This is a genomic window from Chromatium okenii (genome assembly GCF_002958735.1).
Taxonomy (GTDB): Bacteria; Pseudomonadota; Gammaproteobacteria; order Chromatiales; family Chromatiaceae; genus Chromatium; species Chromatium okenii_A.
Genome location: NZ_PPGH01000038.1, coordinates 82,336 through 105,722, shown reverse-complemented (window position 1 = coordinate 105,722; position 23,387 = coordinate 82,336). Strand labels below are relative to the sequence as shown.

At 50.5% G+C, this 23,387-nt stretch carries 27 protein-coding genes and 1 pseudogene; 15 read left to right on the top strand and 13 right to left on the bottom strand.

Going from position 1 to position 23,387, the window contains the following annotated elements; translation table 11 throughout:
• The first annotated feature begins 50 nt into the window (after positions 1–50).
• A complete protein-coding gene (gene iscB, locus CXB77_RS17540) occupies positions 51–1,382 on the top strand; it encodes an RNA-guided endonuclease IscB (RefSeq protein ID WP_105074898.1) in 1,332 nt (443 codons plus the stop codon).
• Here the strand turns inward: iscB and CXB77_RS17535 are convergent.
• From CXB77_RS17535 to CXB77_RS17525, 3 genes are read right to left on the bottom strand one after another with little or no spacing between them, the layout of a single operon-like run.
• Complete coding sequence (locus tag CXB77_RS17535; protein ID WP_197711104.1) at positions 1,324–1,533, bottom strand: DNA-binding protein; 210 nt, start codon at positions 1,531–1,533, stop codon at positions 1,324–1,326. The genes iscB and CXB77_RS17535 overlap by 59 nt on opposite strands.
• Before the next feature lie 29 nt (positions 1,534–1,562).
• Positions 1,563–1,931: a helix-turn-helix domain-containing protein gene (locus CXB77_RS17530; protein WP_105074897.1), complete on the bottom strand. Its 369-nt coding sequence runs from the start codon at positions 1,929–1,931 to the stop codon at positions 1,563–1,565.
• Positions 1,928–2,185, bottom strand: coding sequence for a type II toxin-antitoxin system RelE family toxin (locus tag CXB77_RS17525; RefSeq protein ID WP_105074896.1), 258 nt, complete (start codon positions 2,183–2,185; stop codon positions 1,928–1,930). Before CXB77_RS17525 ends, CXB77_RS17530 begins: the two co-directional genes overlap by 4 nt.
• A 65-nt stretch (positions 2,186–2,250) precedes the next feature.
• Here CXB77_RS17525 and CXB77_RS17520 point away from each other — a divergent pair, with 65 nt between their 5' ends.
• The gene (locus tag CXB77_RS17520) at positions 2,251–2,562 is read left to right on the top strand and encodes a HigA family addiction module antitoxin (RefSeq protein ID WP_105074895.1); all 312 of its coding nucleotides are present in this window, start codon (positions 2,251–2,253) and stop codon (positions 2,560–2,562) included.
• A gap of 108 nt (positions 2,563–2,670) precedes the next feature.
• Here the strand turns inward: CXB77_RS17520 and metA are convergent, their stop codons facing one another.
• The 4 genes from metA to CXB77_RS17500 all read right to left on the bottom strand — a co-directional run bounded on the left by metA (position 2,671) and on the right by CXB77_RS17500 (position 5,961).
• Entirely contained in the window at positions 2,671–3,750 is a 1,080-nt protein-coding gene (gene metA, locus CXB77_RS17515) for a homoserine O-succinyltransferase MetA (RefSeq protein WP_105074970.1), read from the bottom strand.
• A gap of 28 nt (positions 3,751–3,778) precedes the next feature.
• Positions 3,779–4,660, bottom strand: coding sequence for an ATPase (locus CXB77_RS17510; protein ID WP_105074894.1), 882 nt, complete (start codon positions 4,658–4,660; stop codon positions 3,779–3,781).
• Between the two features lie 43 nt (positions 4,661–4,703).
• A complete protein-coding gene (locus CXB77_RS17505) occupies positions 4,704–5,291 on the bottom strand; it encodes a Uma2 family endonuclease (protein WP_105074893.1) in 588 nt (195 codons plus the stop codon).
• Between the two features lie 82 nt (positions 5,292–5,373).
• Entirely contained in the window at positions 5,374–5,961 is a 588-nt protein-coding gene (locus CXB77_RS17500; protein WP_105074892.1) for a Uma2 family endonuclease, read from the bottom strand.
• A gap of 109 nt (positions 5,962–6,070) precedes the next feature.
• Between CXB77_RS17500 and hypB the strand changes: the two genes are divergently transcribed.
• From hypB to CXB77_RS17485, 3 genes are read left to right on the top strand one after another with little or no spacing between them, the layout of a single operon-like run.
• Complete coding sequence (gene hypB, locus CXB77_RS17495) at positions 6,071–6,811, top strand: hydrogenase nickel incorporation protein HypB (protein WP_105074891.1); 741 nt, start codon at positions 6,071–6,073, stop codon at positions 6,809–6,811.
• Positions 6,812–6,821: 10 nt separating this feature from the next.
• On the top strand, positions 6,822–7,676 hold the full coding sequence (locus CXB77_RS17490) for a 23S rRNA (adenine(2030)-N(6))-methyltransferase RlmJ (RefSeq protein ID WP_105074890.1): 855 nt from the start codon (positions 6,822–6,824) through the stop codon (positions 7,674–7,676).
• A gap of 19 nt (positions 7,677–7,695) precedes the next feature.
• Positions 7,696–8,694 carry a YgfZ/GcvT domain-containing protein gene (locus CXB77_RS17485; protein WP_105074889.1) on the top strand — a complete coding sequence of 333 codons (999 nt, stop codon included), beginning with the start codon at positions 7,696–7,698 and terminating at the stop codon, positions 8,692–8,694.
• 12 nt (positions 8,695–8,706) lie between these two features.
• Here the strand turns inward: CXB77_RS17485 and CXB77_RS17480 are convergent, their stop codons facing one another.
• The 4 genes from CXB77_RS17480 to CXB77_RS17465 all read right to left on the bottom strand — a co-directional run bounded on the left by CXB77_RS17480 (position 8,707) and on the right by CXB77_RS17465 (position 12,163).
• Positions 8,707–9,078, bottom strand: a complete 372-nt coding sequence (locus CXB77_RS17480; RefSeq protein ID WP_105074888.1) for a hypothetical protein — start codon at positions 9,076–9,078, stop codon at positions 8,707–8,709.
• A gap of 113 nt (positions 9,079–9,191) precedes the next feature.
• On the bottom strand, positions 9,192–9,605 hold the full coding sequence (locus tag CXB77_RS17475; RefSeq protein ID WP_105074887.1) for a type IV pilin protein: 414 nt from the start codon (positions 9,603–9,605) through the stop codon (positions 9,192–9,194).
• Between the two features lie 90 nt (positions 9,606–9,695).
• Positions 9,696–10,520 (bottom strand): 3-deoxy-8-phosphooctulonate synthase, encoded by an 825-nt coding sequence (kdsA, locus tag CXB77_RS17470; protein WP_105074969.1) that lies wholly within the window; start codon positions 10,518–10,520, stop codon positions 9,696–9,698.
• A complete protein-coding gene (locus tag CXB77_RS17465; protein WP_172452736.1) occupies positions 10,520–12,163 on the bottom strand; it encodes a CTP synthase in 1,644 nt (547 codons plus the stop codon). The genes kdsA and CXB77_RS17465 overlap by 1 nt, the downstream gene beginning before the upstream one ends.
• Positions 12,164–12,485: 322 nt before the next feature.
• On the opposite strand from CXB77_RS17465, the gene CXB77_RS17460 reads away from it, so the two are divergent.
• Positions 12,486–13,007 carry a hypothetical protein gene (locus CXB77_RS17460; RefSeq protein ID WP_197711103.1) on the top strand — a complete coding sequence of 174 codons (522 nt, stop codon included), beginning with the start codon at positions 12,486–12,488 and terminating at the stop codon, positions 13,005–13,007.
• A 207-nt stretch (positions 13,008–13,214) separates the two neighbouring features.
• Positions 13,215–13,997 carry a hypothetical protein gene (locus tag CXB77_RS17455; RefSeq protein WP_146108864.1) on the top strand — a complete coding sequence of 261 codons (783 nt, stop codon included), beginning with the start codon at positions 13,215–13,217 and terminating at the stop codon, positions 13,995–13,997.
• Positions 13,998–14,250: 253 nt separating this feature from the next.
• On the opposite strand, the gene CXB77_RS17450 is transcribed toward CXB77_RS17455, so the two are convergent.
• Complete coding sequence (locus CXB77_RS17450) at positions 14,251–15,051, bottom strand: ORF6N domain-containing protein (protein WP_105074885.1); 801 nt, start codon at positions 15,049–15,051, stop codon at positions 14,251–14,253.
• A 250-nt stretch (positions 15,052–15,301) separates the two neighbouring features.
• Positions 15,302–15,469, bottom strand: coding sequence for a 2-amino-4-hydroxy-6-hydroxymethyldihydropteridine diphosphokinase (locus tag CXB77_RS17445; RefSeq protein ID WP_277949438.1), 168 nt, complete (start codon positions 15,467–15,469; stop codon positions 15,302–15,304).
• A 193-nt stretch (positions 15,470–15,662) separates the two neighbouring features.
• On the opposite strand from CXB77_RS17445, the gene queE reads away from it, so the two are divergent.
• The 8 genes and pseudogenes from queE (at position 15,663) to glnE (ending at position 23,362) form a co-directional block, all read left to right on the top strand.
• Positions 15,663–16,295, top strand: a complete 633-nt coding sequence (gene queE, locus CXB77_RS17440; protein WP_105074883.1) for a 7-carboxy-7-deazaguanine synthase — start codon at positions 15,663–15,665, stop codon at positions 16,293–16,295.
• A 98-nt stretch (positions 16,296–16,393) separates the two neighbouring features.
• Positions 16,394–16,909 carry a hypothetical protein gene (locus CXB77_RS17435; protein WP_105074882.1) on the top strand — a complete coding sequence of 172 codons (516 nt, stop codon included), beginning with the start codon at positions 16,394–16,396 and terminating at the stop codon, positions 16,907–16,909.
• Between the two features lie 94 nt (positions 16,910–17,003).
• The gene (locus CXB77_RS17430) at positions 17,004–17,243 is read left to right on the top strand and encodes a hypothetical protein (protein ID WP_105074881.1); all 240 of its coding nucleotides are present in this window, start codon (positions 17,004–17,006) and stop codon (positions 17,241–17,243) included.
• Complete coding sequence (locus CXB77_RS19400; RefSeq protein WP_146108863.1) at positions 17,215–17,634, top strand: hypothetical protein; 420 nt, start codon at positions 17,215–17,217, stop codon at positions 17,632–17,634. Before CXB77_RS17430 ends, CXB77_RS19400 begins: the two co-directional genes overlap by 29 nt.
• The gene (locus CXB77_RS17415) at positions 17,631–18,314 is read left to right on the top strand and encodes a beta-propeller domain-containing protein (RefSeq protein WP_172452735.1); all 684 of its coding nucleotides are present in this window, start codon (positions 17,631–17,633) and stop codon (positions 18,312–18,314) included. The genes CXB77_RS19400 and CXB77_RS17415 overlap by 4 nt, the downstream gene beginning before the upstream one ends.
• Positions 18,257–19,468, top strand: coding sequence for a hypothetical protein (locus tag CXB77_RS17410; RefSeq protein WP_105074877.1), 1,212 nt, complete (start codon positions 18,257–18,259; stop codon positions 19,466–19,468). Before CXB77_RS17415 ends, CXB77_RS17410 begins: the two co-directional genes overlap by 58 nt.
• Before the next feature lie 198 nt (positions 19,469–19,666).
• Positions 19,667–20,458, top strand: coding sequence for a D-hexose-6-phosphate mutarotase (locus CXB77_RS17405; RefSeq protein WP_242445843.1), 792 nt, complete (start codon positions 19,667–19,669; stop codon positions 20,456–20,458).
• Positions 20,455–23,362, top strand: a pseudogene (gene glnE, locus CXB77_RS24850) (bifunctional [glutamate--ammonia ligase]-adenylyl-L-tyrosine phosphorylase/[glutamate--ammonia-ligase] adenylyltransferase). The gene CXB77_RS17405 and the pseudogene glnE overlap by 4 nt, the downstream one beginning before the upstream one ends.
• Positions 23,363–23,387 lie beyond the last annotated feature (25 nt).

The following is a 23,387-nucleotide window of genomic DNA, read 5'->3' as shown; positions in this document are numbered from 1 at the left end:
CGTGAGGCGTCCGTCACTAGGCGCGTAAGCGCATTGATTTGGTAAGAAAAATGGCAGTATTCGTATTAGATAAACGCCAGCAACCACTGATGCCCTGTTCCGAGAAAAAGGCGCGGCTGCTGTTGTCGCGGGGTCGCGCCGTGGTCGCTCGGCTCGTCCCGTTCACCATCCGCTTGAAAGATCGCGTCGGCGGAGCAGTGCAGCCGGTGCGGATTAAACTCGACCCCGGCAGCAAGACCACTGGCTTGGCGCTGGTGCGCGAAACGGAAGCGATTGATCCTGAAACTGGCAACACGACGCGCCGCGCTGCCGTGTTGTGGCTGGGTGAACTGACGCATCGCGGACAGCAAATCAGTGAGGCACTGACAGCTCGCCGCCAGATGCGTCGCCGGCGGCGCAGCGCCAATCTTCGTCATCGTGAGCCGCGTTTTCACAATCGCACCAAACCCGTCGGCTGGCTGGCTCCAAGTTTGCGCCATCGTGTCGAGACCACCCAGAACTGGGTCAAGCGTTTGCGTGATCTCGCTCCGGTCACGGCAATCAGTTTGGAATTGGTGCGCTTTGATATGCAGCAGATGCAAAACCCAGAAATTTCTGGTGTGGAATATCAGCGCGGAACGCTGGCTGGCTACGAAGTTCGGGAATATCTGTTGGAAAAATGGCAGCGCCAATGCGTTTATTGCGGCGCTAAAAATGTCCCGTTGCAAATTGAGCATATTCAACCGCGAGCCAGCGGCGGCTCGAATCGGATTAGCAATTTGGCTTTGGCTTGCGCGTCCTGCAACCAGAAAAAAGGCAGCCAACCAATTGCAGAATTTCTCAACAAAAAGCCAGAAGTATTGCGGCGTATTCAAGCGCAGGCAAAAAAACCGTTACGCGATGCAGCAGCGGTCAATTCCACGCGCTGGGCATTATTTAATGCACTAAACGCAATTGGTATTCCGGTTGAAACTGGATCAGGTGGATTAACTCAATTTAATCGCAGCCGCCTTAACATTCCAAAAACTCATGCGCTCGATGCAGCTTGTGTCGGAAAAATCGACACTTTAACCGGCTGGCAATGCCCGATTTTGGCAATCAAAGCAACTGGACGCGGTCTTTATCAACGCGCCCAGCTTGATTGCTTTGGTTTTCCGCGCAGTCATCGCACGCGCCGCAAACGCATTTACGGATTTCAAACTGGCGACCGCGTGATTGCGCGGGTATTGAAAGGCAAAAATGCCGGGGTTCATATCGGACGGGTAGCGATTCGCGCCACGGGACGTTTCAATTTACAAACTGCCGAGCGTTTAATTCAGAGTATTTCGCACCGCTGTTGCACAGTCATTCAACGCGCTGATGGCTACAGTTATACGCATCAAAAAACGCTGCTGCGACGTTAGCGTTGCGAATACGCGCAATATCAAATAATGCAGCACGAATCAACTCACCATCGCCGCGATCTTCGGCAATACACGCTTCGAGATAAAAACGAATATCTTCATCTGATTGCAAATAATCAACGCTATCCCAAGGTGTAAAGCGTTCAGTCATGTTTGTTTCTCCAATCATGCGCCAGCGTTTCATTCTTGCAAGTTTTCTACAGCAATGTTGAGCGCCTGCGCAATTGTCTGCAAGGTCGCGGTTGAACCATTTTCAGTGCCGTTTTCAATCTGCAATAACAGTGTTGGGTGAATGCCTGCAATGGTAGTGAGTTCTTCTAAACTGAGACCACGATAATTGCGCCACGCGGTCACTGGATGCACACCATCAATAATGGCGTGTAATACTGCGCCGGGAAAACAAAATCCATCATCGGCAGCTTTTGTAGCGTCATATAATGCAATATCGTTAAGGTCTTCAAAAGCAGCAGCCATACGTTCAAATAAATTTATCGGAATAACCGCAAATGCGCGTTTTCCGTTGTGTTCAATAAATTGAATGTCGTTCATTGATAAACACCTCCACGCGGTGCAATAGTAACAACATGAATCACAAGACGATCACCGTAAATTTCATAAATAATGCGCCAATCTCCAACGCGCAAGCGATACGCTGCCCGCCCAACTAATTTTTTTACGTTTTGATTTTGTGCAAAGGGATCAATAGCCAATACGTTGAGTTTTCCAACGATTGTCACCGCGATATTGCGCGGTAGTGATTTCAACGCCTTGCTGGCTTCACGGGAGTATTCAAGTTGGTACATAAAAATACTTGCTTGTCGCTAACATTAGGTCAATTTAACTTAAAATACCATTAAAGGTTTTATTGATGAACACGATGCACAATCCACCGCATCCGGGCGCAACTTTGCGAAAAGATGTATTACCTGCACTGGGTTTAACCATTACTGATGCTGCTCGCCAGCTTGGCGTCACGCGCACTGCATTATCACGGGTTTTGAATGGTCGTGCCGCAATTTCTCCCGATATGGCGCGGCGAATTGAAGTGTGGCTGGGTATAGAAAGAGGTGGACGAGCGGACATTTGGTTGGGAATGCAAATGGATTACGACCTCTGGCAAGCGCGGCAACGCCCATTGCCAAAGATTGAAAAAGCACCAATCAGTCATCCGTTGAATTAACCAACTGCTTGCGAATACGCGCAATATCAAACAATGCAGCGCGAATTAGTACTCCATCACCGCAGCCATACGCTCAAATAAATCCATCGGAATAATCGTAAACTTGCATTAACGTTTATTCCATCCTAAACCTAATGGATCATCAGGATTTACTTCAGCCATAAATGGCAATCGCCGATCATGGTTAGTGACGCGATAAACCAAACCCATCCAATTGCCAATAACCCCCTGCGCCGTATCGTGCCAAGTATTATGTAACCGCGCAGTCATCCATTGTTCAGGAAACGCCGGAACATCACGCCCTTGATCCAGTGCTTCGTGTACTTGTCCTCGATGTTCATCTAAAATTGCTCGTGCTTGTAATCCAAAATAATGATCTGGAAATGGCGGATAATCTATTCGTATGCCAGCAATAAATCGCTTAATTTCTCGCTGATATTCTTTTAATAACGAAATCATATCATATTCAGGATGACCTTGAAAAAACACCTGCCGAAAACCATCAGGACTCACTGCCAAATGTACGCCAGCGTCATCGCTTTCCGTTAAAACATGCAATCCCGCTGCGTCGAATTGCGTCCGACTAATATCATTAAAACGCGAATGCGGTACATCAAAGCGCGTATTGACATCACTCACCAGAGGATGCGTTCTTTCCACGACATGATGCGGATAGACGCCCCAGCATTTTGCAGGTAATGGCTGGCGGCGTTGGTGATAGCGAAATTGCAATACCGCGTGAGTTGCTAAACAAGAACACAACGTCGAACACACTTGCGAATAAGCCCAATCTACGACTGCAATTAATGGCTTCCAAAATGGCTCCTGCGTTAAATCCGGCCCGCTGACATTTGCTCCCGTAATAATTAACGCATCCAATCCTTCCTCGCGGATTTTTTCAAATGGCTCGTAATACCGCTGAATATAGTCCTGCGCCTCCGCACCTCGCGCTAAACCATCAAGTGTGAATGGATGCACATAAAACTGCGCAATTGGATTGCTCTGACCAACGAGCCGAAAAAATTGCCGTTCAGTAGCAGCCAGCGCCGCATCCGGCATCATATTGAGCAAGCCAATGTGCAATTCGCGGATGTCTTGTTGTAACGCGCAATTCGGTTCAAGAATGCGTTGACCTTCTTGGCGCAACCGCGCAAAAGTCGGTAAATCATTATGGGCAACGATAGGCATGAATTTAATTCCAAGCTCAATTAAAAAGTTAGATTTCGGCGCGGGGTAAATCAGCGATTGGCGCTGTATCAGCGCGAACAATTGCTGATTCAATTAACAATAGAAAATCCTGTTCGTCGCGCACACTAGCAACATCAATTGACGACACCGTATAACCATGCGGTCTCGCAATTGCTTCATAACGCGGCACTCGTGAATGAAATAAACGCGGAAAAACCCAGCGCGTAAACGCATTTGGTTCAATTTCTGCGACATAATGCAAACCCTGTTCAGAGAAGTAATCAGCAATCGCAGCACGGAGAAATTCAGGTCGATAATACAATGGTTTAGGGTCAGCTTGTGCCCGCTGAATCAATTTAATTTCATCGGCGGCTGGCACACGGATATACAGAATTAAACTGTGTTTAGCGAGCAATTCAATCACGTTTGGATCATCTAATTCGCACAGACTGCCACCGACATCATTGACCAAATGCGGATAGCCATAAATCTCACGGGATTTGCGCACGAAATCCGGTACATCGTGCATCGCTGCAATTTCTGCTTGTCGATATAATGCTTGCCGCCGACTGAATTCATTTAGTGGCAAACCATCGAATTTAGGATTGCCCAGTTTACCGATAAAACTCAATACTGGACCAAGATCGTGAATCTTGATGATATTGCGAATGGTAATCCAATCGCGGCGCAATAAATCACGCAAAAATGGATCGTGCATCGCCTGCGCTTTAATTAAATCCAGAATTGGCTCATCTAAATAACGGGTTCCAATGCGATAATCGCCTGAATAATGAAACCAATCACTGCGCCGCAGCATCGCGGACAAATGGGTTTTGCCTACACCAGACATTCCCAATAAGGTCACACATTTGTTTTTCCAAGCGCGGAATTCTTCAACTGTGAATTTCAAGGATTAAGACTCCGAATTAAGTTGTCAGTAAGTGCGTTTATTTTCAGACAATTATTTTGTCTGCTGATTCTAAACTCACATCTTCATATAACGCTGCGATGGCGCAGTGAAAATCAATGCTGGTTAATGTCAGTTCATCACCAGCAGTAAATGAATACAACACCCATTGGTTTTCTGAGTCGCGGCGAAAAACATCAATTGCCATACGCTCTGGTTTAACTAACACATATTCCTGCAATGATTCCAGTTGCTGATAATAACCGAATTTTGCACTATAATCATAAACTGCGGTTGATTTAGACAGCACTTCAATAATTAAATTAGGGTGGCGTTTCATTAAACTTTCCCCTACATCACGGTTGTCGCAAGTCACAAATACATCAGGATAAAAAAAGCTGTCTGCGGCATCGACGCGCACTTTCATATCCGAAATATAAACGCGACATGGACTGCCACGCACATGTAAACGCAGCAGTGAAAAAATGTTGCCAGCAATGGTAACATGCGATTCCTGTGCTCCAGCCATTGCAAAAACTTCGCCTGCAATGTATTCATGTTTAACGGATGAACGCGCTTCTGCTTGTAAATATGCTTCGGCGCTTATCTCCAGACGTTCGGCAGTGTTTGACATGGTTAATGTACTCTATTCAAAAATTGATGCGAATTTCAAAGAGTAAGACTCCGAATTAAGTTGTCAGTAAGTGCGTTTATTTTCAGACAATTATTTGGTCTGCTGATTCTAAACTTACATCTTCGTATAACGCTGCGATGGCGCAATGAAAATCAATGCTGGTTAATGTCAGTTCATCACCAGCAGCAAATGAATATAATACCCATTGGTTTTCGGTGTCACGGCGAAAAACATCAATTGCCATGCGTTCCGGCTTAATTAACACATATTCCTGCAACGATTCCAGTTGCTGATAATAACCAAACTTGGCACTATAATCATAAACTGCGGTTGATTTAGACAGCACTTCAATAATTAAGTTAGGGTGGCGTTTCATTAACGTTTCCCCAATATCTCGATGGTCGCAAGTCACAAAGACATCGGGATAAAAAAAGCTGTCTGCGGCATCGACGCGCACTTTCATATCTGAAATATAAACGCGACATGGACTGCCACGCACATGTGAACGCAGCAATGTTGCTATATTAAGCGCAATGGTAACATGTGATTCCTGTGCTCCAGCCATTGCGAAAACTTCGCCTGCAATGTATTCGTGTTTAATGGATGAACGCGCTTCTGTTTGTAAATATGTTTCGGCGCTTATCTCCAAACGTTCGGCAGTGTTTGACATGGTTAATCTCCTTTATTAAAGTCAGATTCAATCACAATTTAGTTCAAGCATCAATGTCTAATCTCGGTTATTCTTACGTCTTTCCGATCAATTCACTGGATAATTCAAAATGTGTCATACCTGCGGTTGCAATCACACTCACGACGATTTAATTTCTACTAATCATAAGCACGTTGCAGTGGATGTACTCACTGGATTGTTGTCGGAAAACGATCAGCAAGCGGCGCATAACCGCGAACATTTTAATCATCATGGTGTATTGGCGCTCAATTTAATGTCATCGCCCGGTGCTGGCAAAACCAGTTTATTAGAAGCGACAATTGACGCGCTCGGCGATACGGTGCGGATCGCAGTGATTGAAGGCGATTTAGAGACCGAAAATGATGCCGAACGTATTCGTGCTAAAGGTGTTCCGGCAATTCAAATTACCACTGGTGGCGCCTGTCATCTCGATGCGCAGCAAATTCATACGGCGCTGCATCATTTGAATTTGGACGCAATTGACCTGTTATTTATTGAAAACGTTGGCAATTTGGTTTGTCCGGCAAGTTTTGATCTTGGTCAACATCACAACATTACGCTGCTGTCCGTGCCAGAAGGTGATGATAAACCAGCGAAATATCCGGTGATGTTCCGCATTTCTGATTTGGTGCTCTGCACCAAGGCGGATTTGCTGCCGTTATTGCCGGAATTTCAACCACTTCGCGCCGAGCAGTATCTGCGCAATCTCGCCAGCGCTGCGCCGTTCGCCGTTATTTCTACCCGCAGTGGTGGCGATTTGGAACCTTGGCTCAATTGGTTGCGAACGACGCTTGCTGCGCATCAAGCCGTTGATTTAACAACGGAATAAGCTAACAACGATGCTCAGTTATTTACACGGTTTCCACGCCGGTAATCATGCGGATGTGTTCAAACACAGCGTTTTGACGCTGCTGCTGCAAGCACTCACCGTCAAACCTAAGCCCTTGACTTATTTAGAAACTCACGCTGGCGCTGGTGTTTATGATTTGCACAGTGCGCAGGCGCACAAAACCGGCGAATTCGGTGCTGGCATTGGGCGGCTGTGGGCGCAACGTGCAGAATTTCCTGAGCTTTCTGCGTATTTCAGCGCCATTGCTGCGCTTAATCCGGCAGGCGGATTTGCGCGTTATCCCGGTTCGCCCCAATTGGCGCGATACGGTTTGCGCGACGCTGACCACTTGATTTTAATGGAATTACATCCGACGGAAGCGCAAAAGCTGCGGCACACGCTCGGTGGCGATGCGCGAATTCACATTCACCAGCGCGACGGTTTTGAGGGTTTGCCCGCATTATTGCCGCCAACGCCGCCGCGTGGATTGGTGTTGATTGATCCGCCATACGAGGTGAAAAACGATGTGCGTCAAGTGGTTACAGCCGTAATTGCGGCGCACCAACGCTGGGCTGGCGGTTGCTATGTGATTTGGTATCCGCGTCTCGCGGTGCAACGCGATCAATCAGCGCAATTATTAAAAGAATTGGCGCGTTATTTTCCTGAGTTTTTAATTGCCGAATTGTGGACGCGCTTACCAGCGGATGAATTCGGAATGCACGGTTCTGGTCTCGCGTTCATTAATCCGCCGTGGCAATTTGCGGCGCAATTACAGCTGCTGTTACCGCGTTTGGCTGCGGCACTGGCGGTGACGCCGGAAAAGTTGCCCAACGGCGGTTGGAGCGTTAAAACCGTAACCAAATAAATCAGTTAGGATTTTCGACATGATCACGCAATGGCAAGATTTTTTAACGACTCAGGCAGCGCCCAGCAGCAGCGATTCCGCAGCTAACCGCTTGTTTGATTTGACCCATTTTGGATTGCTCGCAGTGCGTGGCGCAGATGCGGCAACGTTTTTACAGGGGCAATTGACCAACGATATTCGCGCCGTCACAGCGACGCAGTCGCAACTCAGCGGCTGCTGCACTCAAAAAGGGCGGTTGCTGGCGCGAGTGCGCGTGTTGCAAATTAGCGACACGTTTTATCTGCAACTGCCTGCTGAACGGTTGCTGGCGCTGTGCAAGCATTTGAAAAATTACGTTTTACGCAGCAAAGTGACGCTGGAAGATGCCAGCGCCGAGCTGTTGCGAATTGGACTCGCTGGTGCAGACACTGCGACTTTATTGGCAGACTGCGGGTTGCAGTTGCCGGACGCAGTCAATGCGTTGACCAGCAACGGCGAGGTGCACGTCATTCGCTTGGCGGGTGCGCTGCCGCGAGTGGAAATTCTCGGTGATTTTCCAGCAATTAGCGCGTTGTGGGAACGACTGGACGCCGCGCAAGTGCGTTTCGTAACTGCCGACGAATGGCGTTTGCTCGACATTCAAGCGGGCATTCCGCACATTTACGACCAGACCGCCGAGGCATTTGTGCCGCAAATGATCAATCTGCAACTGCTTGATGGGATTAGCTTTCGTAAAGGTTGTTACACTGGGCAGGAGGTTGTGGCGAGGATGCAACATATCGGCACGTTGAAACGGCAGATGTATCGCGCCGAAGTGGTGACGGATACGCCGCCGCAGCCGGCCGATGAAGTGTTTTGTGCGGCGAGTACCTCGCAACAGGCGAGCGGGCGCGTGGTTGACGCTGCGCCAATTGAAACAGGACGTTATGCAGTGCTGGCGGTGGTGGAAATCAGCGCCGTGGAGAGCGGCGAGCCGGTGCGGCTGGGAGAAAATGGCGCAGTGTTAACGCTGGAAATGACGGAATTAAATGGCGCTTGAATTGCGCTCATTTCAAATGAGTTTGGCGACTTTCATTAACACGCCAATGATGACAGTGGTTTGCAGCAAACCAGCGCCAATCACCCAGCGCGTTAATTCGGCTTTGCTTTCAGAAATCCGTGCTTCCAGCTTCAACTCTGCTTCCCTGACATCGCGTTTTAGTTCAATGCGCACATTTTCAATATCGTGCTTTAACTCAACCCGCAATACTTCAATATCACGGCGCAAGTTATTGTCATGTTCAGTCGCTTGCGCTTTGGTAACGACCTGCTGTTCTAAAACCTCGGCTAATAGCCGCGCCGAGGTTTCCGCTTGCTGTTCAGTGAAACCACCAGCTTTTAACTTCGTGGCATAATCCAACGTATCCAAGACTATTGTATTCATCGTTGCATCTCCAATTGTGAATAGTTGTTAATCTTTAACCGCGTGTTTAATCTCAAATCAGTTGCTGCTGCATGGTCACACCGCCAAATGCGATGTGCCGGTTAAACAACGGGTTAACGACTCCAGCACGCGCTGGCTGTGCCGCCAGAAGCAGCTTTTTGTCCCATTTGATTGATAGTTAAAGTGCCGCAGGTGTCGCCCGCTTGAATAGTTGTCGGAACCGCTTGCAGGCTAAACGTGGTGGCAGTTGCAGTGGCAGCAAAACTAATGACGTAGCGCGTCGCCATTTGTGCGGTATTACAGCCGGAAGTTGGCAATGTGGTTCCGACATAACTCGAATTGGCGGTATAGCGGCGCTCCATACTTTGCGCAAGTTCAACCAAACAAGAAGCAGCATTAGCTCGCCACGATTTCTGCGTTGAGTTTTGATAAGACGGATACGCAATTGCGGCCAAAATGCCAACGATTGCAACCACGATCATCAATTCAATGAGTGTAAAACCGGTATTGATTTGCGGGCGATTCATACGGTTTCCTCTATAACGATTAACGTGCACAAACAGAATAAACATCTGCATCATTGTCGCTCTGTGTTGGGTTGACTGCGTCAACCCAACTTACTCCAAACGCCCCGCCGTTTTCACCACGCGATCCAATTCCATCAGCGTTTCCAATAATTCACGCATCTGCGCCAGCGGCCACGCATTCGCGCCATCACTCAGCGCCACTGCGGGATTCGGGTGCGTTTCCATGAAAATTCCGGCAATGCCCGCTGCCACTGCAGCCCGCGCCAGCACCGGTACAAACTCGCGCTGTCCGCCAGAATGATCGCCCGCGCCGCCCGGCAATTGCACCGAATGCGTCGCATCAAACACGACTGGGCAGCCGGTGTCGCGCATGATCGCCAGCGCCCGCATATCCGAAACCAAGTTGTTGTAACCAAAAGAAACGCCGCGCTCGCACACCATGATTTGGGTGTTGCCGGTCGATTGCGCTTTATTCACCACATGGCGCATGTCCCCGGGCGCGAGAAATTGCCCTTTTTTGATGTTGACCGGCTTGCCTTGACGGGCAACGGCGCGAATGAAATTGGTCTGGCGACACAAAAACGCAGGCGTTTGCAACACATCGACCACTGCTGCGACCTCGGCCAGCGGCGTGTCCTCGTGCACATCGGTCAACACTGGAACGCCGAATTGTTGGCGCACTGCTTCCAAAATCTGCAATCCGGCATCCATGCCGAACCCGCGAAAACTCGCGCCAGAGGAACGATTGGCTTTATCAAACGAGGATTTGTAAATAAACGGAATGCCGAGCGCAGCGGTTATTTCTTTCAATGCGCCCGCTGTGTCCTGCGCCAGCGCTGCGCTTTCAATCACGCACGGTCCAGCAATCAGAAATAGCGGGCGATCAATGCCGATTTCAAAATTCAATAGCTGCATCATTTGCTTGCTTTTCCAGTTAATTCGCGTTGCGCCAGCGCCGCTCGCACAAAACCACGAAATAGCGGATGACCGTCACGCGGTGTTGAATTGAATTCCGGGTGGAATTGACAGGCAATAAACCAAGGGTGATCGGGTATTTCAATGATTTCTACCAGTTTATTATCCAGTGACCAGCCGGAAAAACGCATTCCTGCATCTTTCATCGCATTGAGATAACCGTTATTGAATTCGTAACGATGACGATGACGCTCGCGGATTTGCGCCGTGCCATAAACCTTGCGAGCGAGACTGCCCGGTTCTAAACGACTATTTTGTCCGCCGAGGCGCATTGAACCGCCGAGATCATCATTGGCGCTGCGGGTTTCCAATTTGCCCTGTTCATCGCGCCATTCGGTAATCAACGCAATGACGGGATGCGGCGTATCACGATTAAATTCGGTGCTATGTGCGCCGTTTAATCCAGCAAGATGACGTGCATATTCAATCACCGCAATTTGCATTCCCAGACAAATGCCAAGATAAGGAATGCGCTGCTCGCGGGCGAATTGCGCGGCAGCGATTTTGCCTTCAATCCCGCGTTCACCAAAACCACCGGGGACGAGAATTGCATCCAATCCGATCAATGCTGCCGTGCCTTGTTGCTCAATGTTTTCGGCGTCGATATAGCAAATTTCAACTTTGGTTCCGGTGTGAACGCCAGCGTGAGCCAGTGCTTCTGACAGCGATTTGTAGGCTTCGGTGAGGTTCATATATTTCCCGACCATGCCAATCCGCACCTGATGACGCGGATGGTCGAAGCCGTCGAGTACGCGATCCCATTCGCTCAAATCCGCCGCTGGGACATCAAGCCGGAATTGTTGCACCGCCAGCTCGTCGAGCTTTTGGGCGTGTAACAGGCGCGGAATCCGATAGATATTGTCGGCGTCAATGGCGGAAATCACCGCGTTTTCCGGCACGTTGGTAAACAGCGCGATTTTGCGCCGCTCTTCATCCGGCAAAGCGCGTTCGGAGCGACACAGCAAAATGTCAGGCTGAATGCCGATGGAGCGCAGTTCCTTGACCGAGTGCTGGGTGGGTTTGGTTTTGATTTCGCCGGCGGTGTGAATGTAGGGAACCAACGTGAGGTGCATAAACAGCGCGTTTTCGCGTCCTTCTTCCACGCGCATTTGGCGAATCGCTTCCAGAAACGGCAGCGATTCGATGTCGCCGACCGTGCCGCCGATTTCGACCATCGCGACATCTGCGCCATCTGCGCCGAGCCGAATGCTTTGTTTGATTTCGTCGGTGATATGCGGAATCACTTGGACGGTGCGACCGAGATAATCGCCGCGCCGTTCTTTGCGAATGACGCTCTCGTAAATCTGCCCGGTGGTGAAATTGTTATTGCGTCCCATGCGGGTGCGCAGAAACCGCTCGTAATGACCGAGATCAAGATCGGTTTCCGCGCCGTCATCCGTGACGTACACCTCGCCGTGTTGGAACGGACTCATGGTGCCCGGATCGACGTTGATGTAGGGATCGAGCTTGATCATGGTGACGCGCAAACCACGCGCTTCGAGCAGGGCAGCGAGTGAGGCGGAGGCGATGCCTTTACCGAGCGAGGAAACGACGCCGCCGGTGATGAAAATAAACTTGGTCATAAGTGAGAGCTTCGGGAAGGGTCTAAAGCGCAAACAAACTACCAAAATCAAGGCTATTCCTCAACATAGCAGTGGTTTTAATCACGTTACTTTTTGAGAATCAAAATAAACCAATAAATTTACCATAATTTACGAATAAAAAATCAGTTATTTGCTATAAAATATTTTCATAGAAAAAAGTGCTAAAAATCCGTTTTTGCTATTGCAATGACACTGCTATTTTTGTTTAATTTTCAACACCTTTTTTCTACTTTTTATTCGGGGCTAGGCTGGAGCGCGAAAGAAGACAAGGGCGCAGTGAAACACTACAAAAGAGGTTGTTATGAAAAAAACAAATCTTTTCGTTTTTATGCTTACGTTATTATTACCAATACCAGGCTATACAGCACCACTAATAACACCGTTAAAAACTGCTGTAATTAAGTCTACTACTGGTATCTGCTACAAGGGAAAAACATGTCATGTGGATCAGGCTGGGGTATGGATTCCCAAGACGAAAGTGGCCATTATGAGCGTTTCTGCTGCGGAGCAAGCAGATGTTAATCTTTATGTAGACCTAGAGATTAGCTCGAAACCAGAAATGTACATGTGTAATGAAAAAGACGGAATCGGCTGCATCTTTCGCATGAAATACGTTGGGCCTGGTCTCTATACTTATGGTGCTGATTCGGGAAGCACCTATCTCGGATCGAATATCACGAACACGAACATCACTTTTCCATCTGGATATGGAATTGTTATTAATGCGAATGTTCCGGTCTACGTGCATTTAGATGTTCGAAATGGGAGTCTTATTGATCTGACTGTCGATCAGGATGTTTGGATTTATTATGTACCGTTATGAATAATCTGGTAATAAATAATCCCTTGCGCCAGCGTTGCGAGCAGAATTTGCAATACTGGATTACCGCACTTCTGGCGCAATTTCCAATAATGGCAGCAACATAAAATCCCGGGGTAGTGACATCATCAATAGGGTTACATAGATTCTTATCCTTTAGTTACAAGGAACTAAGAGACTTAAAAATCACTTAAAAAACAGAGGTTTTAGATGGCTAGTCATCATAGATTGTTACAATTAACAATTGTGGTTTTCTCGTTTAGTGCATCTTTGGTCTTCAATATCGTTAGTGCTGATCCTGTCGTGGATTCAGTGCTATCTCGTGTTTATGATGGTTACGATCAACAGGGTGCTTGTTGGCGTGCACATTCTGATTCTGAGGATGGATTCTGTTGTTTGAAAGTCAAACGTCAGGATCGCTTGAATACCGCTAAAAGTACGCGTCTTTATCTTTTATTAACAGGACAATGTTATAACAATAATGGTGAACTTGATAATAGCCATGCCAGTAGCGGCATGGTTGGCGCTTTTGTGCTTGGTTTGGAAAAAAATAATGTCAGCATCATTGCAGGTCATCCGCGAATGCCAATGGGATCATGGGGCACACCACCAGAAGATTGGTCGTTAGTTAAACTCGGTCCTAATGATTATTGGGGATGGAAAAGCGAAGGAGGTTATACCGGGCAAGGAACATCTTGGTCTTGGTATTCGTTTTTAGCCCCCTATGGTAAAAGTATTCGTGAATTGACAGCGCCATTAAATTTTGATGATTCTGGCAATTGTAGTGAAGAAGATAAATGTCCTTCAACAATAATTGAAGGTAAACTTGAAATCGACAGCACTCAAATTGATGAAGCAGTCTTTCCACTACATCTGACACTTGAAGGCAAAATTAAGGGTAAAAAATTTGCACCGAAAACATGGGTCTTACCCTTTGATACTAAATCTTGGTCATACAAAAAACCCAAGGGCTTACCAGACATGGAAGGCTAAAACACACTTATTTATAGTTGTTAGGAGTTACGGAGTTGAAAACGATAGATTTTTATAGAAAACTGTAATTGTGCAGAATCTATACGAATATATTCAATCCGTTGCATCTCTGCGAATAACGTGGGTACAGAAAGATGCGTCGTCATACCGATCAACAAGCATGGTTAATTTTTTAAGATTGCAGCGCCAAAACAAAAATGGCGCTGCTGCACGAAACAAACTATTCCTGTTAATGCTATTGTGGCATTACGTGCTATTTAGAATAGCGAAAGCGTTTGCTATTCAATAATGGTGATTCACACATGCAGCGCGTGACCTGAACTGCATCTTTAATAAATATCTGCACTGCATCGGCAATGTCACTCTCGATATAACCGAAAGTCGCAACATCATTGCCGTCTTCGCCATGATGAATGTAAGGCGTGGTTGGCACTTCAAGCCGATGTAACGCGAGATGAAAAACTTCTGCCGATAATCCCATGCCGTATAAAACATGCGCCTGAGAACGCGATAAATAACCTTGCGGAACGCCGTTACGATGTTGCAATTCAACGTGTTCGACGCGGGATTCAAGCTGCTCCGTTTTGCGGGTAATCAACACCTGCTGCTGTTTGATTCCGTCAATCTCAATCAGACCGTGCACCAGCGCGGCGAGTATTGGATCGGTGATGGTGGGCTTGGCAGCGGCAGCCTCAACGCGGAAATACGCCTTAACCAAAGTCCGCTGAATCTGCCAAGCCAGATCATCAGTGAACGACTTAACCAAGAGCAGGTAGCCGGATTCGGTGACGACCGTTATTTTTTCTGGAGTGCTCCCATCGCTGCGTCCTAAGCCATGCGTCCGAATTTCGGACGCTTGCTCCAGCACAAAATAATCTTCGCCTTCGGTCATGCGGTTTTTGTTGTCGTTGAATCGCTTGCGAGCTGTTCCAGCGGGACGCTCGTGAATTTTATCGATCTGTGCGAGTGTCAAGACGCGCTGACCGCGCACGATAATAGGAGTGACTTCGATGGAGTTGATGCAGACGGCGGGAGTGATGTTGCAAATTTCCATTACAGAAAACCTCTTAGATTTGCGCTACACAAACCGTAATGACTACGGCAGTCGGGAGGGTAGCAGCGGCTCTAAGTCACCGCTTGCAGCTTTTCAGGTTGCCCTTTGTTTTATAGCTGCAAACTCCCGACAGCTTTCGCCTAAAACCGTGCGGGTATAAAAAACCACTTGACTGACGAGTGTGAAATCTGCTTAGAACGAAGCTGCTACGCCTCTTGCGACATAGAAAAACACGAATAAAACAGTCACGTCAAGCAATTATTGATCGGCGTTGTAGCGCCGAATAATCTGGCAGCAACATGAAATCCCGCTGCGTCAATCCCGAATGCGGAATTTGCAGCGTCGCCGTATTCAGTACTGCATCGCTAAATAACAGCAAATCTAAATCAATGGTGCACGAGCCATTTTTCTCTCCAATCCTCGCAATTCGTCACGGCAGCAATCGTAGATTGGTTTGACGCAGTTAACCCAATTGCAAAGTATGAAAAAATGACCTCGCTGGTGCGATGACAGTGCAATTTAATCACAATGATGTTGGCGTAAGTTGTTGGGTTGCTAACAGCGGCAACCCAACCTACGATGATTGCATCAGTCCTACAGATTGAAACTACATGACCTATCACCTCAAAGAAATGTTTTATAGCTTGCAAGGCGAAGGCGCACAGGTTGGGCGACCAGCAATTTTTTGTCGCTTTACTGGCTGCAATCTCTGGTCTGGGCGCGAGGTAGATCGAGCGCAGGCAAAATGCCGTTTTTGTGATACTGATTTTCGCGGAACCAATGGCATTAACGGCGGACGTTATGCCGATGTTGACGCATTAGTTCAAAAGATTTGTGCATTATGGCCGAATACAGCAGTGCGACCTTATATCATTTGTACTGGCGGCGAACCTTTATTGCAATTAGACGCAGCATTAATTGCCGCATTGCGCCAGCGTGAATGTGAAATTGCAGTAGAAACCAATGGCACTTTACCTGCGCCAGCGGGTTTAAATTGGATTTGTGTCAGTCCCAAAGCTGGTGCTCCATTGCGACAAACTAGCGGTGATGAACTCAAATTAGTTTATCCGCAATATGCCGCACTGCCGGAACAATTTACTGGGCTGGCATTTCGGTATTTTTTTTTACAACCGCTTGCGGATGCCAATTGCGCTGCGCACACTGCACAAGCGATTGATTATTGCAAATCTCATCCGCAGTGGCGTTTAAGTATTCAAACGCATAAATTATTAGATATTCCTTAACATCCATCGCCATCGGAATAAGCAAAAATTTCTGCGGCGTTACGTCTAAAATAGGAAGACCGAAGCATCTTTCTTTATTGTTACCAGAGGCGTTTCCAATGATTTCGCAACTGCGCTTGATCCTACTCACGTTTTTACTGCTATTAGCCTTGCCCGCTGGCGCGACCACTCCGCAGCGCCTCACGCTTGACGTGCGCGGCAACATTGCCTCAGTGCAGGTTCCCGTCGGCATCCTTCAAGTCACTTTGGAACAACATCAGGGAAGCAGTTGGAAACCGCTGGCGGTGCGTCATCTGGCCGCCAGTGCCACGGTGCGCAGCCTGAAATTTGCGTTACCGGCGACGGTGACGACAGCCAGCCAACTCCGCGCCAACGGTTATCGCACCAGCAAATTCCCCGCTCGTTTAACCACTGCCAGCCACACGTTTCAACGTCCGGGACCGGGTCAGGATGACACCAGGATTCTTGACATCAACGCGCCAGTCGCGCCAGCGCCGGATGACACACTGGCGTTGGCGTTGAGACTCCAGTTGTCGAATCCGACATCTGGAAAATCTCCGGCAATCAACTGTTTTTCTTCAATCAATATCGTGGGTTGCAGGTGTTTGATCTGACCAATCCCACCACGCCCCAGCGCACCGGCACGCTGCGCATGGCAGCCAGCGGCGACAGTTTTATGTCCTCGATGCCGCTGGGCAGCATTTGGCGTTGCTGGGACAATCCAATTCTGCCGAACGCCCCGGCGAAGCCACGTTATTTGTGCTTGAAATCAACGCTGGAGTGCCGCGCCAGCTTGCCGAAATCCCACTGCTCGGCGCAGTCAGTGACAGCCGTTTGATCGGCAATCTGCTGTACGTCATGTCCACCACTTACAGCGAAACTGATGGCACTTGGCAGCCAGAAACCCAGTTGCAAACGATTGATCTCACCAATCCCAACGCGCCGTGAATCGCCCCGTCGTGCGCCTGACTGGATCGGCAACCGCACTGCAAGCAGCGGGCGGTTATTTATTACTGACGACCGATCATTACGACGGCGTGAGTTGGTACAGCACTTCGCGCCTGCATCTGTTGATCTTTCTGCGACTGACGGAACGCCGATTGAGCGCAAATCCTTTGATCTAAAAGGACAAGTTCAGGATAAATTTAAACTGAGCGTGGTCGGCACGGCAGCCGTCGCCACCAGTTTGTATTGGAATCACGCGCAACAGGAAACGTGGATTGAAACGTTCCCGCTGGCAGGCACGAACACCGCGCCGCTCGCCCAGCTCGAATTAACGGCAGCACGCGGCGAGCAGCTCCACGCACGCGCTATGACGGCAACCGCTTGTATGTCGTGACTTTTTTAAATACTGATCCGCTGTTTGTCGTCGATCTCAGCGATCCCGCTGCGCCGAGCATTTCTGGCGCATTGGAAATTCCCGGTTGGTCAACCTACATCGAACCGCTCGGCGACCGCTTGTTAACCGTTGGCGTGGAAAGTGGGCGCGTGGCGGTGTCGCTGTTCAACGTCGCCGATCCGACTGCGCCAACGCTATTATCACGGCTGCCGCTGGGCGAGGAAGGCAGTTGGAGTTGGAGCGAGGCTAATTATGATGAAAAAGCGGTTGGCTATTTTCCCGACGCTGGAATCATGTTGGTTCCGTTCCAGAATTACACTGAAGACGGCTACGTCAAAGCGATTCAAGCCATCGCCGTTGGCAGAGACAAGCTGACGGCTGATGCCTTGATCGTGCACGATTTTGATCCGCGCCGGGGCGCAGTGCTCGGTGATTATTTCGTGTCCATTTCCGGCCAAGAATTGCTGGTGTTGGATCGCACCAAAGACACGACCGGAGTGCCAGCGGTGCAATTAACGCTGGCATGGACGACGGATCGCGTGATTCCGCTGGGTGATTATCTGGTGCAGATTGAAGACGGCGCGTGCAATTCCGGCGGTCTGTATTTCCGCATGATGTGGACATGCGACAACACGCAGCGAAGGCGCGAATCACGCTCGCGGCCGATCCCGATCAACTGATCTCAACCATTGATCTTGGCGCAGGTCGCATCGTCGGCAGCGCCGTCCGCAACAACCGTCTGTATTTAGCGCAATGGGTGAGCGCCGACGACACGCAGCCAGCGAAACTGCGCACTTCCATTTTGGACATGGCAACACCACCGCAATTGCCGACGCTTAACACCTTTGAGCACAAGTTGACGGACGTTTCGGAATGGGATTTGAACTTTGCTGCCGCGCAACTACTGTGGGTTAACAGCAGCGTGTTGGCGTGGTATGTGCCTGCATGGCAGCACTGGGGCTGGTGGGGAATTGCCTATGACGCCAGCGCCAAACGCGATGTCGCCAGTGCCAATTTAGCGGCGCTGGTATGTCCGCTGCGCAATCTCAATGGCACTTCGGTGATTGTTACTCCAGCGATTCGCATTACCACAACCGAATCATTCCGCAGTGCTGCGCCAGCGCGGGCGCAAAACGGGTTGTTATTCCTCAGTTTTGATACCGCCAGCGCCGATCCCGATCAACCGCAGCCCATCATTAACGACGATGGCACTATTCCGTGGATCATGCCGACTGAAATCGTGCAGTCTTGGTTACAAGTCATTGATTTGCGGACGAGTACGCCGATCGTCCGCAGTCCCGTTTCAATTCCGGGCGCGTTGTTGAGTGTGGATCAAGTGGACGAGCAGGGCGCAATTCTCATCACCGACAGCGAAAGCTGGGATGCCGCAAATGAGGAGACAAAACGCAGTGTGCAAGCAGTCGCCTACGATGGCGTTCTGGCTTATCAACTGGATAATCGAACCATCAGCAATTCAGCAGGTGCGCCCAGCGCCAGCGACGGAACGCGCATCTTTTTGGCGACTGCCTCATCTGAACCCAGCGTGATCGCGCTCGGTTACAACGCCAGCACTGGGCGACTGGTGCAAACCGGAACTTGGACACTGGATGCCATGCCCAACAGTCTCGCCAGTGTGAATGGAATGTTGCTGGCGGGTAACACGGGACGCCTCGATGTCGCCAGCGTCGATGCTGCTGGAACAATCGCAGCGACCGGTACTTACGCGATTCCCACCAATTTGTGGCTGCAATTGGAACGCACTGCCATTGTCCCCGGCGAGGCGTTGTATATTCCGGCTGGCGCGTATGGCGTTGAAGTAGTGCCACTGCGTTAACATCTTTTACGCTCCTTTTCATCAACCGAAAAGGAGCGTAATTAACTATAAAATTAGGAGCTTAGGATGGAAGTTGCGCGATTGAACACCCGCTTTGGTATTCCCGGAATCCTGCATTTCAGCGAAGGACGGCGGTTTGATGATGATTGAAATCGAAAATCATCACGCCACCGCGACGATTCGCCTTATGCCGGGCAAGTGCTGGCGTATCGACCGCGCATTGCACCAGACGAACTGCTGTTTATTAGCGAACGGGCGTATTACGCGCCCGGCAAGGCGATCAAAGGCGGCATTCCGATTTGCTGGCCGTGGTTTGGCGCTGATCCCGAAAACAAAGGACGCAGCGGTCACGGTTTTGTCCGCGCTTGGTCGTGGACAGTGCTGGCTTGCGAGCAGCGAGCGGATGGAGCAACGGTGGTCAACCTCGGTTTGGCTGATGACGCTGCAACTCGTGCTATTTGGCCGCACTCGTTCAATCTCCTGCTAGAAGTCGTGATCGGCGCAACGCTTTCGGTGACGCTGATCACGCGCAACACCAGTGACACGCCAATGCAAATCACCCAAGGCTTGCACACTTATTTCAAGGTCGGCGATGCGACCCAAACGCAAGTGCTCGGTTTAGACGGCATTCAATACCTTGACAAAGCGGCTGGCGCAGGCGATGCGCTGATCAAGCAAAGTGGCGCAGTCACCGTCGGCAGCGAAGTTAATCGGATTTATGAGCGCGTACCGTCGCGGTTGCAGATTGAAGACCCAGTGCTCCATCGCCGCATTGTGATTGACGCAGTGCACAGCCAAACCTGCGTGGTCTGGAATCCTTGGGTGGAAACTGCGGAGGCAATGGATGATCTGGATGATCTGGATGATCTTGATTATTTGCGGTTTATTTGTGTGGAAACAGTCAACACCGCCTCGGAAGTGATTGATATTCCAGCGCAGGGCGAGGCGCGAATCGGCGCGGAATATCGCATCGAGGCGCTCGGCGCATGAGCGATTGCAACGCCGTCACCGCCGCACATTGGCAAGATTGGCTGACGTGGGCAGCGGCGCACGGCGTGGCAGTGCCGAATGATGCTGCGTTTGTCGCAGCGCGGAGCGCGTCTGGGACGCCAGCGAATTCGTCGCCATCAGTGCTGCGCGGCATCCTGCTGAATTTGCGGAGTTGTTAAATCCCAATTATTTGACAAATCCCCCCAACCCCCCTTTTCCAAAGGGGGGCTTTTCTTCCTCCCCCCTTAGAAAAAGGGGGGCAGGGGGGGATTTAGCACAACGCCTCGCCGTCGCCCTCACTGGAATCACCGATGACACCGCGCTACAGCGGGCGCTGCGCCAATTTCGTCGGCGCGAAATGGTGCGGATTATTTGGCGCGATCTTGCGGGCTGGGCGGAGTTGCCAGAAACGCTGGAGGATTTATCAGAGCTGGCGGATGTCTGCATTCAGCAAACGCTTGATTTGCTGCATATTTGGACATGCGCCGAACTCGGCACTCCGCGAGCAGCAGATGGGCGCGAATTGCATTTGATTGTGCTGGCGATGGGCAAATTAGGAGCGCGAGAACTCAATCTCAGCTCGGACATTGATTTGATTTTCGCGTTTGCGCAGAGCGGCGAAATTCGTGACGTACCGCGTCCGTTGACGCACGAGCAGTTTTTTGTGCGGCTGGCGCGGCGACTGGTGCAAACGCTGGCCAATCAAACGGCGGATGGTTTTGTGTTTCGCGTCGATACGCGGCTGCGTCCGTTTGGCGAAGTCGGGCCGTTGGCGATGAATTTTCAAGCACTTGAAGATTATTACCAATCGCAAGCGCGGGAGTGGGAACGCTACGCCATGATTAAAGCGCGTCCGGTCGCTGGCGATCCGGCGGACAGTGCGCAGTTGATGGCGCTGCTGCGGCCTTTTGTCTATCGGCGTTATTTGGATTTTGGCGCATTTGAATCGTTACGCGATCTCAAACGCATGATTGCTAAAGAACTCTATCGGCGTGGCATGGATGCCAATATCAAACTCGGCCCCGGTGGCATCCGCGAAATTGAATTCATCGGGCAAGCCTTTCAACTGGTGCGCGGCGGACGCGATCCTGAGTTGCAGGTACGCCCGATTCGGCAGGTGCTCGCGCTGCTGGCGGCGAAACAATTGATGCCAGCGGAAGCAGTGGCGCAACTCGACGCGGCGTATGAATTTTTGCGACTGGTGGAAAACCGGCTGCAAGCCCACCGCGACAAACAAACGCACATTCTTCCCGACGATGAAATCGGGCGCGAGCGGCTGGCGCGTTCGATGGGATTTGCGGATTGGGCGACATTTGCGCCGGTGCTGGATGCGCATCGCCGCGTGGTGCAACAGCAGTTTGATGAAGTGTTCGCTGCGCCCGATGCAGCAGAAGCGATTGACGGTGAAGCGAATTTGCAACTGCTGTGGTCTGGAACGCAGGAAACGGCTTCGGATGTGACGGCGCTGGCGCAGGCAGGTTTTGCTGATCCGGCGGCGGTGCAAACCTGCATTGCGCAATTCCGCGACGCGACCGATCGCAAAGGTTTGAGCAGTAAAGGGCGCGAGCGGCTGGCGCAGGTGATGCCGACCGTGCTGCGCATAGCGCCGCCTGTGAACAACCGACGCTGGCGTTGACGCGAGTGTTGCGGCTGTTGGAAACCATCGTGCAGCGCACCGCGTATTTGGCAATGCTGATTGAATCGCCGGGGATTTTGGCGCAACTGTGCCGCTTGGCCGGAATGAGTCCGTGGTTCACCGAGCAGATTGGGCGGCAGCCGCTGTTGCTGGACGAATTGATTGATCCGCGTCGGTTGTATGCGCCGCTGCGCCGCGAGGATTTGGAAACCGAGTTGGATGCACTGTTGCTGCCGGTGGATGCAGCGGATTTGGAGCAGCAGATGGAGCGGCTGCATCAGTTCGTGCAGGGCAACGTGTTGCGCGTGGCGGCGGCGGATGTGACCGAGGTGATTCCGCTGATGATCGTCAGTGACTATCTCACGGAAATTGCGGAAGTGGCGCTGGCGCGAGTGCTGCAATTGACCTTCGAGCATTTGGTGCGCCAGCACGGGCGACCGACTGCGATCAATGGCGCGAACAGCGGTTTTCTGGTGCTCGGTTACGGCAAGCTCGGCGGGATTGAGCTGGGTTACGGCTCGGATTTGGATTTGGTGTTTGTGCACGGCAGCGATGACGTAATGGCGATGACCGACAGCGCCAAACCCGTCAGTAATGTGCAGTTTTATGCTCGCCTCGGCCAGCGCATGATTCACATGCTGACCACGCGCACCTTGTCTGGCGCGTTGTATGACGTGGATATGCGGCTGCGCCCGGACGGCAATAAAGGAATGTTGGTGCGCTCGCTGACTGCATTTGCCGCGTATCAGGAAACCGATGCGTGGACATGGGAACATCAGGCGCTGGTGCGAGCACGTCCAGTGGCGGGCGATCCGGTGCTGGCGCAACAGTTTGAGGCAGTGCGGCGAGCGGTGTTGTGTCGCCAGCGCGATCCGGCGCAGTTGCAGCGCGAAGTGCGCGAGATGCGCGAAAAGATGCGCGTCAATCTCGATAAAACCACCGCGCACCGCTTTGATCTCAAGCAGGGCGTGGGCGGTATTGCCGACATTGAGTTCATGGTTCAATACGCGGTGTTGCGCTGGGCGGCAGAACATTCGGCGCTGGTGGAGTGGACGGATAACATTCGATTGTTAGACACCTTGGCGCGGCTGGGACTGCTGCCGGGGCACACGGCGCAAATGCTCACCGATGCGTATAAAACCTTGCGGGCGATTTACCATCGCAACGCGCTAACGCAACAGCCGCAAACGATTGCTGCCGATCAATTGCTGGTTGAACGCGAGCAAGTGCGGATGCTGTGGCAAGTGTTGCTGGATAGCAATCATTAGATTATTGATTTTCTTGCGGAGTTGA

Coding starts and splice junctions, on each gene's coding strand:
- iscB (WP_105074898.1), top strand. CDS start 51: ATGGCAGTATTCGTATTAGATAAACGCCAGCAACCACTGATGCCCTGT.
- CXB77_RS17535 (WP_197711104.1), bottom strand. CDS start 1,533: ATGACTGAACGCTTTACACCTTGGGATAGCGTTGATTATTTGCAATCA.
- CXB77_RS17530 (WP_105074897.1), bottom strand. CDS start 1,931: ATGAACGACATTCAATTTATTGAACACAACGGAAAACGCGCATTTGCG.
- CXB77_RS17525 (WP_105074896.1), bottom strand. CDS start 2,185: ATGTACCAACTTGAATACTCCCGTGAAGCCAGCAAGGCGTTGAAATCA.
- CXB77_RS17520 (WP_105074895.1), top strand. CDS start 2,251: ATGAACACGATGCACAATCCACCGCATCCGGGCGCAACTTTGCGAAAA.
- metA (WP_105074970.1), bottom strand. CDS start 3,750: ATGCCTATCGTTGCCCATAATGATTTACCGACTTTTGCGCGGTTGCGC.
- CXB77_RS17505 (WP_105074893.1), bottom strand. CDS start 5,291: ATGTCAAACACTGCCGAACGTCTGGAGATAAGCGCCGAAGCATATTTA.
- CXB77_RS17500 (WP_105074892.1), bottom strand. CDS start 5,961: ATGTCAAACACTGCCGAACGTTTGGAGATAAGCGCCGAAACATATTTA.
- hypB (WP_105074891.1), top strand. CDS start 6,071: ATGTGTCATACCTGCGGTTGCAATCACACTCACGACGATTTAATTTCT.
- CXB77_RS17490 (WP_105074890.1), top strand. CDS start 6,822: ATGCTCAGTTATTTACACGGTTTCCACGCCGGTAATCATGCGGATGTG.
- CXB77_RS17485 (WP_105074889.1), top strand. CDS start 7,696: ATGATCACGCAATGGCAAGATTTTTTAACGACTCAGGCAGCGCCCAGC.
- CXB77_RS17480 (WP_105074888.1), bottom strand. CDS start 9,078: ATGAATACAATAGTCTTGGATACGTTGGATTATGCCACGAAGTTAAAA.
- CXB77_RS17475 (WP_105074887.1), bottom strand. CDS start 9,605: ATGAATCGCCCGCAAATCAATACCGGTTTTACACTCATTGAATTGATG.
- kdsA (WP_105074969.1), bottom strand. CDS start 10,520: ATGCAGCTATTGAATTTTGAAATCGGCATTGATCGCCCGCTATTTCTG.
- CXB77_RS17465 (WP_172452736.1), bottom strand. CDS start 12,163: ATGACCAAGTTTATTTTCATCACCGGCGGCGTCGTTTCCTCGCTCGGT.
- CXB77_RS17460 (WP_197711103.1), top strand. CDS start 12,486: ATGAAAAAAACAAATCTTTTCGTTTTTATGCTTACGTTATTATTACCA.
- CXB77_RS17455 (WP_146108864.1), top strand. CDS start 13,215: ATGGCTAGTCATCATAGATTGTTACAATTAACAATTGTGGTTTTCTCG.
- CXB77_RS17450 (WP_105074885.1), bottom strand. CDS start 15,051: ATGGAAATTTGCAACATCACTCCCGCCGTCTGCATCAACTCCATCGAA.
- queE (WP_105074883.1), top strand. CDS start 15,663: ATGACCTATCACCTCAAAGAAATGTTTTATAGCTTGCAAGGCGAAGGC.
- CXB77_RS17435 (WP_105074882.1), top strand. CDS start 16,394: ATGATTTCGCAACTGCGCTTGATCCTACTCACGTTTTTACTGCTATTA.
- CXB77_RS17410 (WP_105074877.1), top strand. CDS start 18,257: ATGCGACAACACGCAGCGAAGGCGCGAATCACGCTCGCGGCCGATCCC.